Raw genomic sequence first — 13,250 nt, 5'->3', positions numbered from 1 at the left:
TTTATAATTCCTTTACACCTTTTTGTACGCTTCGAATATTCAAAACGCCAGTTTCAGAGTTTAACTCAATCGTTCGTCCATAATTGCCACCCGTATCTTCCGCAATTAAAGGAATGCCCAGATCTACAAGCATTTCCTTGCACGATTCTACATTGCGCGGGCCAATCCGCATGGTGTCTCCGCTACCCGCAAAGGCAAACATTTGCGCTCCTCCTGCCATTTTGGCAATCAGTCTGCGCCGTTCAGCACCCAGTTTCAACATTCGCTCCAACAACTCTGGCAGTGCTGTATCTGCATATTTGGCAATATTTAACTGCCCTTCACGGGCAATATCCGAGGACGGTAACATCACATGTGCCATGCCTGCCAGTTTCAAATGAGGATCATAGAGGGTCAATCCGACGCAGGAGCCAAGTCCTGTCGTGCGAATCGAGTTCGGGTTGCTGGTAACATTTAAATCTGCCATGCCGACTTTAATGATGCTTTTATCCTCAATCATCGTTCATCGGGACTCCTAACGACCTAAAGATTTTCCCGAACGATTCTGGATCAGGAATCAGGAAAAATTGACCCTCAATCTGATTCTGCCCTTCCAGAAACGATGTGTCAATCAATAAAGCAGCATCCCCCATCTGCCCAAACTGCAGCAGTCCGTAGCTGAGAATGGCTCCTGCCATATCCAGTGCCAGCGCAGGGACTGTTGGATACATGGATAAACGTGTGAAATCCGCCAACGAAGAAAGGTAGGAGCCTGCTAAAATATTACCGATCTCCGACAGAGCTGAATGCTCCATTTCGTTAAAGCTATCCTCGTCATCCGAAGGAATATTCGCCAAACGGGAAAGTAAGCTTTTCGCCGCCTGAGGTTGCAATATGAAGAATAGATTACCAGGGGCTTCCCCTTCGACCCTAAAAAATATTGCAACAACAAGTTGTTCATTTCCGCCGACTTTGTCCGCAATTTCCTCAAAGGGCAGCATTTGCACTTTGGGTACACCCATATCGACTGGTTTATTGAGAAGCCGGGAGAGCGCTGTAGCAGCGTTCCCCGAGCCAATGTTGCCGACTTCTTTCAATACATCCAACTTGAAGTCTTCAAGATTTCTTAGATTTTCCATATATTAATCCTCTAGACCTTCCAGTTGGTTCATTTCGCTACGGTTCAAAACTTCGGACAAGTTCAGCATGATCAGCAGACGTTCTTCACCAATTTTAGCAACTCCGCGAAGGTATTTCGCCTTAACTCCGCCAACCACTTCCGGTGGTGTCTCAATGTTGTCAGTATTCAGGTCAATTACATCATTCGCTGAATCCACGATAAAGCCGACTTGCATTTCGCCCACAGCAACGATAATAATACGGGTTTGATCGGTATATTCAGCTTCAGGTAATCCAAAACGGCCACGAAGATCAATAACCGGAATAACCACGCCTCTCATGTTGAATACGCCTTTAACAAAATCGTAAGTTCTCGGAACGCGTGTAATCGGCACCATGCGTTCAATAGATTGGACTTTTTCTACTTCAACACCGTATTCTTCTTCACCAAGCTTAAATACGATAACTTTAATTTCTTCTCCCATGTCTAAAAACCCTCCTTATTGATGTCAGCAATCTCACATTTCTTTCATTTTTAATGAAGACATTATTTAATGAAAACATTCGGGTCAATGATCAAAGCAACCTGACCGTCACCCAGAATCGTAGCACCTGAAATTCCTTGGATGTTTGGAAGATACTTGCCCAGATTTTTAAGGACGATTTCACTTTGTCCCAAAAAGTCCTGTACGGAAAGAGCTGCCAGACGGTCTCCCTTACGGATGACCACGACCTCTGTCTCTTCTTCTTCATCTTCGTTGAAGTCCGGTACCTCAAACAGCTGACTCAAGGAGATAAGCGGGATATGAGAATCGCGGAAAGCAATCATCTTATTGCCATGCACAGAACGGATTTGCTTACGTTTGACGATCGCAGTTTCCACAATGGAAGATAAAGGAATCGCATATTTTTCTGAACCGATCTGTATCATCATGGCTGCAATAATGGATAGAGTCAGCGGCAATTGTACAGAGAAATTAGTGCCCTGGCCCAATGTGGAGTGAACCGTAACATTACCACCCAAAGCAGTGATTTTGGATTTAACAACATCCAGACCGACACCGCGTCCTGATACGTCTGAAATGACTGCAGCTGTACTAAAGCCTGGAGCAAACAATACTTGATAAGCTTCCTCGTCGGTCATTGAAGCTGCTTGTTCTGCTGTCAAAATCCCTTTGGAAATAGCACTGTTTAGTACCTTTTCACGGTTAATCCCGTTCCCATCATCCTCAATCTCGATAAATACGTTATTACCGCTATGAAAAGCACGCAGTTGAACCGTTCCAGTTTCTGGTTTGCCAGCTGCAATCCGGTCGGCCACTGACTCGATGCCATGATCCACGGAGTTACGAAGCAAATGCACCAGAGGATCGCCAATTTCGTCGATAACAGTCCGATCCATTTCAGTCTCTGCTCCAGTAATAACCAATTCCAGTTTTTTATCCAGCGACTTGGCCAGATCGCGAACCATACGCGGGAAACGGTTGAAAACAGTATCTACAGGTACCATCCGCAATTTAAGAACAACATTTTGCAAATCACTGCTCACACGACTCATATGCTCAACCGTTTCTGTCAGTGCTGGATTGGAAGCCTCACTGGCTAACTGTTCTAAACGCACACGGTCAATGAGCAACTCGCTGAATAAATTCATAAGTACATCCAGACGTTCAATATCTACGCGAATCGTACGGTTGTGCGTAGGAGCAGCCGCCTTGGCTGCTGGCGCTTTACCTGCAGCTGGCTTGGCGACAGAGGCCGCAGCTGAAGACTGCGGCTGGGATGGAGCGGTTGGCTGCACGGCAACTGGTGCTTCCTGTACCGCCGCTGTCTCAGCGAGTCCAGCAGTAACTTCGCTCATTTGTTTAAGGGATTCCTGATCCAGTTGTACCACTGAGACAGTGTCAATTTCAGAGATACCCGCGATTTCCTTTTCCAGCTCCCCAACTTCTTTCTGCGTTATGTAATATAACGAGAAGCTTTGTTCGAATTTTTCCTGCTCGATATCCTGTACGGATGGATAGGCCTTGACAATTTCACCAGAGTTTTCCAATGTGTTAAATACCATAAAGGCACGTGCTGCCTTCAGCTGGCTCTCTGAACTGATTGTTACCTGTATATAGTGAACACGATGCCCTTCTGAAATCGATTGCTCCAGTACAGAATACTGGAATTGATCCAAAACCAATCCAGCACTATCGTTAGTGCCCGCTTTTGTAGAAGGAGACTCCTCAGTGGCGGCATTTGAGCCGGACTTTAGGAAATCCCCGCTCACGATGGATTGTAATGAAGATACAATAGAGGAGACATCCGCTTTTCCATCGCCTCCCTCTGTAATGTGCTGCACCATGGATTCCAGGGCATCCAAACCTTTAAATAAGGTATCGAATATAAATTCATGCATCGCCAGCTTGTTGTTACGTACCAGATCAAGAACGTTTTCCATTTGGTGAGTGAGCGATGCCAGGTCTTCAAACCCCATCGTAGCAGCCATTCCTTTGAGGGTATGGGCAGAACGGAAAATCACCTGAACGATGCCTAGATCGGTTGGGTTGCTTTCCAGTTGAAGCATATTTTCGTTAAGAGATTGTAGATGATCATTCGACTCATCAATAAACATGTTTAAATATTGGTTCATGTCCATTGTGAGACACCTCCTCCATGAGTTACACTCCGATTATTTCACAACTTGTACAAGCTTGGGGGCGATCTCCTGCATTGGCAGAAGGTGGCGCACACATTTTAATTCAACTGCTGAGCGGGGCATTCCGTACACTACACAAGTCTCCTCATTTTCAGCAAATGTGGATTGAACCCCAGCGTCATAAAGCTTTTTCATCATTTTAGCCCCGTCGCTCCCCATTCCAGTAAGCAATACTAGATGTCTTTCCAGCGAGGTTAACGAGAGCAGTGATTCGAACATCGTATCTACGGAAGGACGGTGACCATTGCGAGCCTCCTCCATCTTCAGTGACACAGTGTATTTACCACCGGCTCCAGGCACAATTCTTAGCTGATATCCCCCTGGAGCGATGTAGGCTGTTCCCGTCTCCAGCGTCATCCCTTGCTCAGCCTCCACCACTCGTAGTGGGCTCAACGTATTCAAACGTTGGGCTAGCGAACGAGTGAAGTTTGGCGGCATATGCTGAACGATAACGATTGGAGCTGGAAAATCCCCAGGAATGCGCTCCAACAGTGTCTTCAGCGCCCGTGGTCCGCCCGTAGAACATCCGACCGCCACCAGTTTTCGAAAGCTGGACGTGTGTACACCTTTTTTAAGTGACAATCCCTTTGGTGCGGCTGGAACTGTAGGTGCTGTTACTGGAGGCGTTGTAGCCGCAGGAGTGGAAGAAGCTGATGAAGTTACCGTCTTCCGTGATTCCGGCTTGACCAACCCTGCTTTATCCTTACCCTGCATCGATTTTCCAGCAGTCGGATCAGAGCTCTTCAGTTGTCCCGACGTTATTCCCGTACCCATGGACAAGTCTTCTTTCTTCTGCACATGAGGTGCTTGCACTGGTTTCCTTGGCTGAACAGCTGGCTTGTCTATGCGATCAGCTGTAGCAGCTGTTCCAGACAGCTGTTTTTTAGTTTCCTGCTTGGCAGCTGTTGGGACGGACTTCCCAGCATCTTTCTTTGGCTGAGCCGATGCAGCAGGTGGAGAAGCAAGCGGAACAACAGGAGGCTTGTCTGCCGAAGCTTGACTTCCAGCTCGTTTCTCAGTCACAGCCTGTCCAGGTGGCTTTTCCATTGGCGTTTTTTTCGCTTGTTCCAATGCAGCTTTGCGTTCATTAGCTTCCTTGCGCTCCAAGCGGCTGCGTACTGCTTGCATAGCAGTATGCATCTGTTCGAGCAATGCCTTGCTCACCTGTTCAATATCTTGCGCATGAGCAATGGAAGGCTTTCTTATAAAATCAAAAGCCCCTGCCTCCAAAGCCATGATGGTCTCCTTCATGCCTTGTTCATTGATGCCTGACAGCATAATGACAGGTAGCGGATGGGCTGCCATAATCAGTGGCAACGCTTCAAGACCATTCATTTCAGGCATTTCGACATCCATGGTGACCAAATCAGGCTGCAATTCTTTCACTTTCTCTACAGCCTCTTTGCCATTGGCGGCTGTACCTACGATGTTGAACGACTCATCCCTTACAATTAGATCTGTAATAATTTTGCGCATAAAGGCCGAATCATCTACAACCAGCACCCGGTAAGCACACATGTTAAACACCCCTGTTTCCTCTCATCAAAAATCAATGCATAGAACGTCGCAACCATTTTTGCATAAATCCTTTAATTCCACTCAATGCACCTGATTGTGGAACCTGTGGCATTGCTGCAAAACGGTGTGCCAGATTCAGTACATCTCTTGAAGCCGTACATCCCGGAAAAGCAACCATAAAAGGTACTTGTCTTTTGACTGCCTGCATGACATAAGTATCATCACTGATATGTCCAAGCAGCGGGATTTCGATCTCCAAAAAGCGTTTCGCAACAAGTGCGATCTTATCAGCAACTTGACGGGCCTCATTATCGTTATCGGCACGATTGACTATAATTTTGAATACCGTATCTTTCTGCAACCCGTTGACGACTTTAATTAATGCATACGCATCTGTTAAGGACGTCGGTTCTGGGGTGGTTACTACCATACATTCGTCAGCTGAAGTGATGAATTTAAGATTTTCTTTGGATAAACCTGCACCTGTATCAAAAAGAATATAATCCATGTCAGCTGCCATTTTTTCTACTTCTTCAGCAAAATAATTCAGATTCTCATCTGATAATGCAAACAGTTCGCTTAAGCCTGAGCCTCCGGCGATATAAGGCAAACCACCGATACCCGTTTGAATAATTTCATCAATTGATTTTTCACGTTTTAACAGATGAAGAAGATTGTATTGTGAGTGGGCCCCCATCAACACATCAATATTAGCCATACCGATGTCAGCATCAAACACAAGTACCTTTCGACCAAGAGATTGTAGGGCCAAAGCAAAGTTCAGCGTAAAATTGGATTTGCCCACCCCGCCTTTACCACTGGTAATCGTTATAATTTTTGCGTGACGATTACGTGGGGGTAATCGATACTTATCCAAGGATGAAGCCATTTGTCTAAGTGATTGGGCTTGATCACTCATATGGAATCTCCGTTAACTCCTGATGATCCTTTGGCTCCAAGCAGCATATTTGTCACCATTTCTGCATCGGGATGAAGCAGGTCGTCAGGAACATTTTGTCCATTAGTAATATAGGCCAACTGCATCGGAAACTGGTGCAAAAGATTAAACATTCCGCCACAACTGCCTGTCTCATCCATCTTGGTAAATACAACCTTACCAAGACCAAACTTACTGAAATGTCCAGTTATATTGAGCATATCCCTGCTTTTGGATGTCAGGCTGAGTACCAGATACGTCTCACTTTCATTAATAGGTGAAAGCAGACTTTGCAGTTCTGATACAAGCAGTTCATTACGATAATTTCGCCCTGCAGTATCCATGAGGATCAAGTCACAATGCTCCAGACGTTGAATAGCTCTTTGGACGTCACCGGGAGATTGCACAACTTCAAGCGGTACATTTAAAATCGTTGCATATGTACGCAGTTGCTCGACGGCTGAAATTCGGTACGTGTCAGAAGTAATAAATCCAACTTTGCGATGATGCTTGAACAACTGTTCCGCAGCCAACTTCGCAATGGTTGTCGTTTTTCCTACTCCGGTAGGGCCTGCAACATACACAATTTTGGTATCTTGGGAAATTCCTTTATCCAGTCTTGTCTGTATAAAACTGGTCACTTCCTCACGAAAGGCTTGTTCCCAATCAAAAGTTTCAGGTGCAAAAGGGTGCTCACTTCGACGGACATATACCTGTTCGATCCAATATTCCAGTAAATCACGTTCCACTTCCTGTTCCAACACATGCTCACAAATCTCTTGCAGCGCCTCCGGCCAAGTACTTTCCATCGAAGAGTTTCTGGAAAACCGAGTCATCATCGCTTTCATTTCCCGTAATTCATTAAGCAAAGCCTGATTTTCCTCAGCTCCACTCTTGTCTGGAACACTTTCTTCGATTGGCCGTTTATGCAGCTCACTGGATGATTTCAGGTTCGAAAGCAATACTTCTTGATCAAATGCCTGAGATATAGTCTCCAGGTTATTAGCAGACCTAGGCGACAAATGCTCAGTTGCTGATGCAGCTTGTTCTGTATTAACCGTTAATTCAGCTTGTCCTTCTTTGGAACTACCGGCTATCTGTTGTGTAACCCGTCGATAAGCTTCTGGAGCTGCTTGTCTGGGGACCACAGGGGCTGATGGTTTTTCCGGCTTCTCAGGGGTGTTCATTAGAGGCGAAGAAGCCTGGGCAAGCTGGTGTGACGAGCGTTCAGCTCGCCGAGGCTTTGGAGGTTGCTGCTCCTCAACTGCAGCAACCACTTCAATCTTCTTTTTACTGAACATCCCCATAAAACCGCCGACCTTCACTTCTTTTGTACTTAAAATGACGGCATCTGTTCCTAAGTCGCCCCTGATTTGCAGCATGGCTTCTGGCATGGTATCCACTACATATCGTTTCACTCTCATAAGTTCACCACCCCGACACTTTGAATTTCAACGTTCGGCTCCAGCTCACTGTACGACAGCACCGGGACATCCTGCATCGTCCGCTCCATAACTTGCCGCAAATACATACGTATTGTCGGTGACGTTAACACAATAGGCTGCTGTCCAGATTGAATGAGACGATTGATTTGCTCCATCATCCTTTGATACACCGTTTGCGTTGACACCGGATCAAGAGCCAAATAGCTACCTTGCTCCGACTGCTGCACACTCTCAGCAATTTTCTTCTCCAATCCTGGTCCCACGGTAATAACGCGCAACGTTTCTCCCTGCTGTGCAAATTGCTGCGTAATCTGACGTGATAACGCTTGGCGAACATATTCAGTCAGCACGTCTGGATCTTTTGTATAAGTACCGTAGTCAGCCAGTGTCTCGAATATAGTCACCATATCGCGTATAGAGATTTTTTCTTTCAACAGCTTGGCCAACACTTTTTGTACGTCCCCAATCGCAAGCACAGAAGGAATAAGGTCGTCCACCAGCACTGGGTAATTCTCCTTGAGATTGTCAACCAGCGAACGTGTTTCCTGTCTGCCAAGCAACTCATGGGCATGTTTCTTGATCGTCTCTGTTAGATGAGTAGCTACAACTGAAGGTGGATCAACTACCGTATAACCTGACAGCTCAGCAACATCCTTGGTGTTCTCGTCAATCCAGAGTGCAGGCAATCCGAAAGCCGGTTCTGTCGTTTCAATCCCTGTAATAGAGTCGTCGTCGTATCCCGGACTCATAGCCAGATAATGATTCAACAACAGTTCTCCGCCGCCTACCGTATTGCCTTTAATTTTAATTACATATTCGTTAGGCTTGAGCTGAATGTTGTCCCGAATACGAATGACCGGCACAACCAACCCCAGCTCCAAGGCGCATTGACGGCGAATCATAATAATCCGATCCAGTAAATCACCGCCTTGCTGTGTATCCGCCAACGGAATCAACCCGTACCCAAATTCAAATTCAATCGGATCTACTTGAAGCAAGTTAATGACACTTTCCGGACTACGCACCTCTTCGATTTGTTGCTCCTCCTCCAGCTGTTCATCAGCAATTTGCTTGCGTTCCATATTGCCCTGCATTCTTCGCGCTGCAAAAAACAATAGAATCGCAAGTGGAAGAGTTGTAATGATATGAATAGGCGTGAAAAGGCCCAATAATGCAATGGTGGCAGCCACTATGTAGATCAATTTTGGATATGAAAAGAGCTGTCCAGTTAAATCTTCTGCCAAGTTGCCATCCGACGTAGCCCGCGTAACAATCAAGCCTGATGCGGTGGATATGAGCAGCGCGGGAATCTGGCTGACCAATCCATCACCGATCGTGAGAACAGAATACGTTGACAGCGCTTCTTGAAATCCTTTTCCCTGAACGGCCATACCGATAATAAAGCCGCCCACCAGGTTAATGATCAAAATGATAATACTGGCGATCGCATCGCCTTTAACGAATTTACTCGCACCATCCATAGCTCCGTAAAAATCCGCTTCCCGTTCGATTTTACTACGTCGTTCACGGGCTTGTTGCTCATTAATCAGACCTGCATTCAAATCAGCATCAATACTCATTTGTTTACCTGGCATCGCATCCAATGTAAACCGGGCGCCCACTTCTGCTACCCGCTCCGATCCTTTGGTGATAACAATGAACTGTACGACCACAAGAATGAGGAAGACAACAAAGCCGACGGCAATTTGGCCGCCTGCAATCCAGCTACCGAACGTAGCAACTACTTCGCCGGCATGACCCTCACCTAAAATAAGTTTGGTCGTAGAAATGTTGAGTGCCAAACGAAACAACGTTGTAATGAGCAGCAATGAAGGAAAGATAGAAAATTGTAAAGCTTCCTTCGTGTTCATTGATACGAGCAAAATCATTAAAGCAATAGAAATATTAATGACGAGTAGGACATCCAGCAGCCATGAAGGGATCGGGAGAATCATCATAAGAACGATACCGATGACGCCTGCAAGGACGGTTATATCTTTTATTTTCACGGGTCTCTTGGCCTCCGATCCCTTTATTTCACTTTACCTTTTAATTTATATACATACGCCAGCACTTCGGCAACGGCCTGAAAAAGATCAGCTGGTATCGCATCCCCGATTTCGGCTCTTTGAAACAGCGCCCGCGCCAGCGGCTTGTTTTCCATCGTTATAACGCCGTTTTGCTTGGCAATTTCCTTAATCCGGAGCGCGACATAATCTTGTCCTTTCGCAATAATCTGCGGCGCTTCCATCTCCGAACCGTCATATTTCAAAGCCACAGCAAAGTGCGTAGGGTTGGTGATGATAACATCTGCATTAGGAACCTCCTGCATCATGCGCTGCATAGCCATACGGCGCTGTCGCTCGCGAATTTTCCCTTTGATCAGCGGGTCACCCTCCATTTTCTTGTACTCATCCTTGATGTCCTGTTTGGACATTTTCAGATTTTTCTCATGCTCATAACGTTGATACATATAATCCAATATCGCTAAAATGAACAGCACCACACCAATTTTGAGTCCCAGTTCCATTGTTAATGAAGCCGTAAAACTCAACATCTGGTCGCCGGACATCTCAGCTAGTTTGGGTAGGTCAGCCTTTGTTTTCCAAAGTACGCTGTACACCAGATAACCAATTACAGTCATTTTTAAAACAGATTTCAGGAATTCAATCAATGACCTCATGGAAAAAATATTTTTAAAGCCTTTAATCGGATCAATCTTGCTAAACTTGGGTGTAATGCCCTCTCCGGTTAATAAAAAACCGATCTGCATGTAATTCGCTGCTATCCCGATGACAATGGCACCAACAAAAATAGGAGCCAGCATAATCAAGATTTGCACACCATACTCACCCATCATCAGCAGCGTTGTATTCGGTGTTACTTCCATAGACAGCCGATTCACAAAAATATCCCGAAACAAGCGGACCGCATGATCCTTAAAATACCCGCCGAAAATCATGAGGCAAAAAAACGTAACCAGCAAGACACCAGCAGCGGGCAACTCCATGCTCTTGGCAACCTGCCCTTTTTGTCTTGCATCCTGTTTCTTCTTGGGTGTAGCTTTTTCCGTTTTTTCCCCTGAGAACAACTGCAGGTTCATAGCATATTTAAATGACAAACTACGTTCCTCCAGACCAGACATTAAGGACGATTACCCATAATATCCAACAAGTTGCGCATGGATTCGAACATCACAGAAAACAATCTTTCGAATATAAAAGCAAAACTTGGCATGAGAAGCAATAACATGAACAATCCCACAATAATTTTAAGCGGCACACCAATGACAAAAATGTTAAATTGCGGTGCTGTTTTAGCTAAAAAGCCGAGTCCCACATCCGTTAAAAAGGTCGCTACTACAATGGGAGCAGCAATTTGAAAGGCCAACATAAATGATTCCGCAAAAGAACGCACCAGAAATTCAGTTACACTGCCACCATACAGCTTTATAAAAAAATCATTGGTCAGTGGTACCCAATCATAACTGTATAAAATAGCGTTTAGCAGATGATGGTGCCCGTTTATGCTCAAAAAGAACAATACAGCTATGGCGAACTTGAAATTACCCGTAAGAGGCGTTGAAGCCCCTGTCATGGGATCAAATACACTGGCCATTCCGAACCCCACCTGTAGGTCTATAAATGAACCTGCGGTTTGGATCGCTGTCATGAACAAATATGCAGTAAACCCCAGCAACAACCCAATCAGCACCTCACGCCCTACTAACAGCACATACGCTACATCGGTCGGCACCTGTTGATGCGTACCATAAGTAAGATACACGACCAAAGCTAGAAATCCTGAAATTCCCACCTTAAAGATATTAGGTACCCCTCGGGTTGAAAAAATAGGCGCTACTACAAAAAACGAGGTAATCCGACAAAAAATCAGCAAAAAAACAGGAAAACTCTGCAACAATATGTTCATAACTTTCAGCCTAACCTATATATTTGTACAAATTGTCCAGAATGTTATACGTAAAGTCCACTAATGTGGTCAATATCCAGGGCCCGAACAAAAGCAATGCCAGCAATACGGCGACAATCTTCGGAACAAAGGCCAGTGTCTGCTCCTGAATTTGAGTTGTCGCTTGAAAAATACTGATGATCAAACCCACGACTAGCCCCAAAATCAGCATCGGAGCACTCACCTTGAGTACAATGTACACCGCTTGCCCAGCCAGGGAAATAATAAACTCCGAAGTCATTGCCGTCCTCCTTGATTGCTGTCCTTGCAGAAAGTATTCATGTATTAAAACTCAGAAGTAATGATTTGACGACCAAATACCAACCATCTACAAGTACGAAAAGTAGTATTTTAAAAGGAAGCGAGATCATTACCGGTGGTAGCATCATCATCCCCATAGCCATGAGTGTACTGGACACTACAATGTCTATAACTAAAAAGGGTATAAAAATCATAAAGCCCATCTGAAATGCTGTTTTCAACTCACTGATTGCATATGCCGGAACCATCACCGTTAGTGGAATATCTTGATAGTTTTTTGGTTTTTCCATCTTGGTGTATTTCATAAAGAGCAGTAGATCCTTCTCACGTGTATGAGAGAACATAAAAGTCTTAATTGGTACCGATGCCTTATCTAGTGCCTGAGACTGTGTTATATCCCCCTTGAGATACGGCTGAAGCGCAGTTTCGTTCATAGCTGAGAAGGTCGGCGCCATAATAAATAAGGTGAGAAACAAGGCCAGTCCAACAAGCACCTGATTGGGCGGCATCTGCTGAGTTCCCAGTGAAGTTCGCACAAAGCCAAGTACAATCACGATACGCGTAAAACTTGTCATAAGTACAAGCAACGCGGGCGCTACACTAATGACAGTAATAAGTAAAATAATAGACAGCGAGGTGGCACCGGGCTGTCCTTTGTCCGAATTGCCGACTTGAATATCAATGTTCGGAATCGGTTCCGCAGAGGCCGCCGTCACCGAAATGAAGCTGAACAAGACAAGCAGCAAACATGCTAGTATAATCTTTTTTCTCATGAATCTCCCGACCGATCTGTAGTATTCTCCTCATTGCGCAACTTTTCAAGTTTATCCTTGCGATTCGGCATCTGCCGAAGCTTGGATTCAAACATCTCATGAAAAGATGTTTCCTCTTCAGGTTGCTGCTGCTGTGCCGCGTTGTTCCGGCGAAGCTTATCCGCAATTTTAGCGAATAGCGGGGCAATTGGGCCGCGCTGCAGAGAAGCTTCCTGCTCCAGTGCGGCCAAAATTTGCTCCACTTCTTCAGGATCGGATACTTTGTCAACAAGCCGGATATCTTCTCCCACACCAATGAGGTACACACTGCTACCAACTTCAACAAGCTGAAGGGATTTATTGGGGCCAAGCCCCACGCCTCCCAGTATGCGAACGGAGCGGTTGCTGAACCAGCTCTGATTTCTTTTACTCAAAAACCGTATCAAGTACACGATCAGTACGATGATAAAGATCAGCACGAAAAGGACCCAAGCAATGTTTCCTATATTGCTGGATGTACTCAAAGCGTCAGAGGCACCCTGTTGTGTATCCATACTGGATGCGCC

Annotated in this window: 13 protein-coding genes; all 13 read right to left on the bottom strand. The window is 45.5% G+C overall.

What is annotated here, in order from left to right:
• Window position 1 precedes the first annotated feature (1 nt).
• Window positions 2-499: a chemotaxis protein CheD gene (locus EGM68_RS10215; protein WP_013370698.1), complete on the bottom strand. Its 498-nt coding sequence runs from the start codon at window positions 497-499 to the stop codon at window positions 2-4.
• A complete protein-coding gene (locus tag EGM68_RS10210) occupies window positions 492-1,118 on the bottom strand; it encodes a chemotaxis protein CheC (protein WP_129549107.1) in 627 nt (208 codons plus the stop codon). Before EGM68_RS10210 ends, EGM68_RS10215 begins: the two co-directional genes overlap by 8 nt.
• Before the next feature lie 3 nt (window positions 1,119-1,121).
• Window positions 1,122-1,583 (bottom strand): chemotaxis protein CheW, encoded by a 462-nt coding sequence (locus tag EGM68_RS10205; protein WP_013370696.1) that lies wholly within the window; start codon window positions 1,581-1,583, stop codon window positions 1,122-1,124.
• 62 nt (window positions 1,584-1,645) lie between these two features.
• The gene (locus EGM68_RS10200; protein WP_040101563.1) at window positions 1,646-3,742 is read right to left on the bottom strand and encodes a chemotaxis protein CheA; all 2,097 of its coding nucleotides are present in this window, start codon (window positions 3,740-3,742) and stop codon (window positions 1,646-1,648) included.
• Window positions 3,743-3,775: 33 nt separating this feature from the next.
• Complete coding sequence (locus EGM68_RS10195) at window positions 3,776-5,320, bottom strand: chemotaxis protein CheB (RefSeq protein WP_129549106.1); 1,545 nt, start codon at window positions 5,318-5,320, stop codon at window positions 3,776-3,778.
• A gap of 31 nt (window positions 5,321-5,351) precedes the next feature.
• Window positions 5,352-6,239, bottom strand: a complete 888-nt coding sequence (locus tag EGM68_RS10190; RefSeq protein ID WP_129549105.1) for a MinD/ParA family protein — start codon at window positions 6,237-6,239, stop codon at window positions 5,352-5,354.
• Complete coding sequence (flhF, locus tag EGM68_RS10185) at window positions 6,236-7,681, bottom strand: flagellar biosynthesis GTPase FlhF (RefSeq protein ID WP_129549104.1); 1,446 nt, start codon at window positions 7,679-7,681, stop codon at window positions 6,236-6,238. The genes EGM68_RS10190 and flhF overlap by 4 nt, the downstream gene beginning before the upstream one ends.
• Entirely contained in the window at window positions 7,678-9,711 is a 2,034-nt protein-coding gene (flhA, locus tag EGM68_RS10180) for a flagellar biosynthesis protein FlhA (RefSeq protein WP_040101567.1), read from the bottom strand. Before flhA ends, flhF begins: the two co-directional genes overlap by 4 nt.
• Window positions 9,712-9,734: 23 nt before the next feature.
• Window positions 9,735-10,847: a flagellar biosynthesis protein FlhB gene (flhB, locus tag EGM68_RS10175; protein ID WP_129549103.1), complete on the bottom strand. Its 1,113-nt coding sequence runs from the start codon at window positions 10,845-10,847 to the stop codon at window positions 9,735-9,737.
• Complete coding sequence (gene fliR / locus EGM68_RS10170; protein ID WP_014599665.1) at window positions 10,847-11,632, bottom strand: flagellar biosynthetic protein FliR; 786 nt, start codon at window positions 11,630-11,632, stop codon at window positions 10,847-10,849. The genes flhB and fliR overlap by 1 nt, the downstream gene beginning before the upstream one ends.
• 10 nt (window positions 11,633-11,642) lie before the next feature.
• Complete coding sequence (fliQ, locus tag EGM68_RS10165) at window positions 11,643-11,912, bottom strand: flagellar biosynthesis protein FliQ (protein WP_007430038.1); 270 nt, start codon at window positions 11,910-11,912, stop codon at window positions 11,643-11,645.
• 37 nt (window positions 11,913-11,949) lie between these two features.
• Entirely contained in the window at window positions 11,950-12,705 is a 756-nt protein-coding gene (gene fliP, locus EGM68_RS10160; protein WP_013309901.1) for a flagellar type III secretion system pore protein FliP, read from the bottom strand.
• On the bottom strand, window positions 12,702-13,238 hold the full coding sequence (locus EGM68_RS10155) for a flagellar biosynthetic protein FliO (RefSeq protein ID WP_013370688.1): 537 nt from the start codon (window positions 13,236-13,238) through the stop codon (window positions 12,702-12,704). The genes fliP and EGM68_RS10155 overlap by 4 nt, the downstream gene beginning before the upstream one ends.
• Between the last annotated feature and the right edge of the window lie 12 nt (window positions 13,239-13,250).

This window comes from Paenibacillus sp. M-152, assembly GCF_003856555.1.
GTDB lineage: Bacteria > Bacillota > Bacilli > Paenibacillales > Paenibacillaceae > Paenibacillus > Paenibacillus polymyxa_C.
The sequence above is the reverse complement of the archived record's forward strand: the minus strand, read 5'-3'. Positions and strand labels throughout refer to the sequence as shown.

What these genes read in the sequence shown, in the direction of transcription:
- EGM68_RS10215 (WP_013370698.1), bottom strand. Translation starts at nt 499, where the DNA reads ATGATTGAGGATAAAAGCATCATTAAAGTCGGCATGGCAGATTTAAAT.
- EGM68_RS10210 (WP_129549107.1), bottom strand. Translation starts at nt 1,118, where the DNA reads ATGGAAAATCTAAGAAATCTTGAAGACTTCAAGTTGGATGTATTGAAA.
- EGM68_RS10205 (WP_013370696.1), bottom strand. Translation starts at nt 1,583, where the DNA reads ATGGGAGAAGAAATTAAAGTTATCGTATTTAAGCTTGGTGAAGAAGAA.
- EGM68_RS10200 (WP_040101563.1), bottom strand. Translation starts at nt 3,742, where the DNA reads ATGGACATGAACCAATATTTAAACATGTTTATTGATGAGTCGAATGAT.
- EGM68_RS10195 (WP_129549106.1), bottom strand. Translation starts at nt 5,320, where the DNA reads ATGTGTGCTTACCGGGTGCTGGTTGTAGATGATTCGGCCTTTATGCGC.
- EGM68_RS10190 (WP_129549105.1), bottom strand. Translation starts at nt 6,239, where the DNA reads ATGAGTGATCAAGCCCAATCACTTAGACAAATGGCTTCATCCTTGGAT.
- flhF (WP_129549104.1), bottom strand. Translation starts at nt 7,681, where the DNA reads ATGAGAGTGAAACGATATGTAGTGGATACCATGCCAGAAGCCATGCTG.
- flhB (WP_129549103.1), bottom strand. Translation starts at nt 10,847, where the DNA reads ATGTCTGGTCTGGAGGAACGTAGTTTGTCATTTAAATATGCTATGAAC.
- fliR (WP_014599665.1), bottom strand. Translation starts at nt 11,632, where the DNA reads ATGAACATATTGTTGCAGAGTTTTCCTGTTTTTTTGCTGATTTTTTGT.
- fliQ (WP_007430038.1), bottom strand. Translation starts at nt 11,912, where the DNA reads ATGACTTCGGAGTTTATTATTTCCCTGGCTGGGCAAGCGGTGTACATT.
- fliP (WP_013309901.1), bottom strand. Translation starts at nt 12,705, where the DNA reads ATGAGAAAAAAGATTATACTAGCATGTTTGCTGCTTGTCTTGTTCAGC.
- EGM68_RS10155 (WP_013370688.1), bottom strand. Translation starts at nt 13,238, where the DNA reads ATGGATACACAACAGGGTGCCTCTGACGCTTTGAGTACATCCAGCAAT.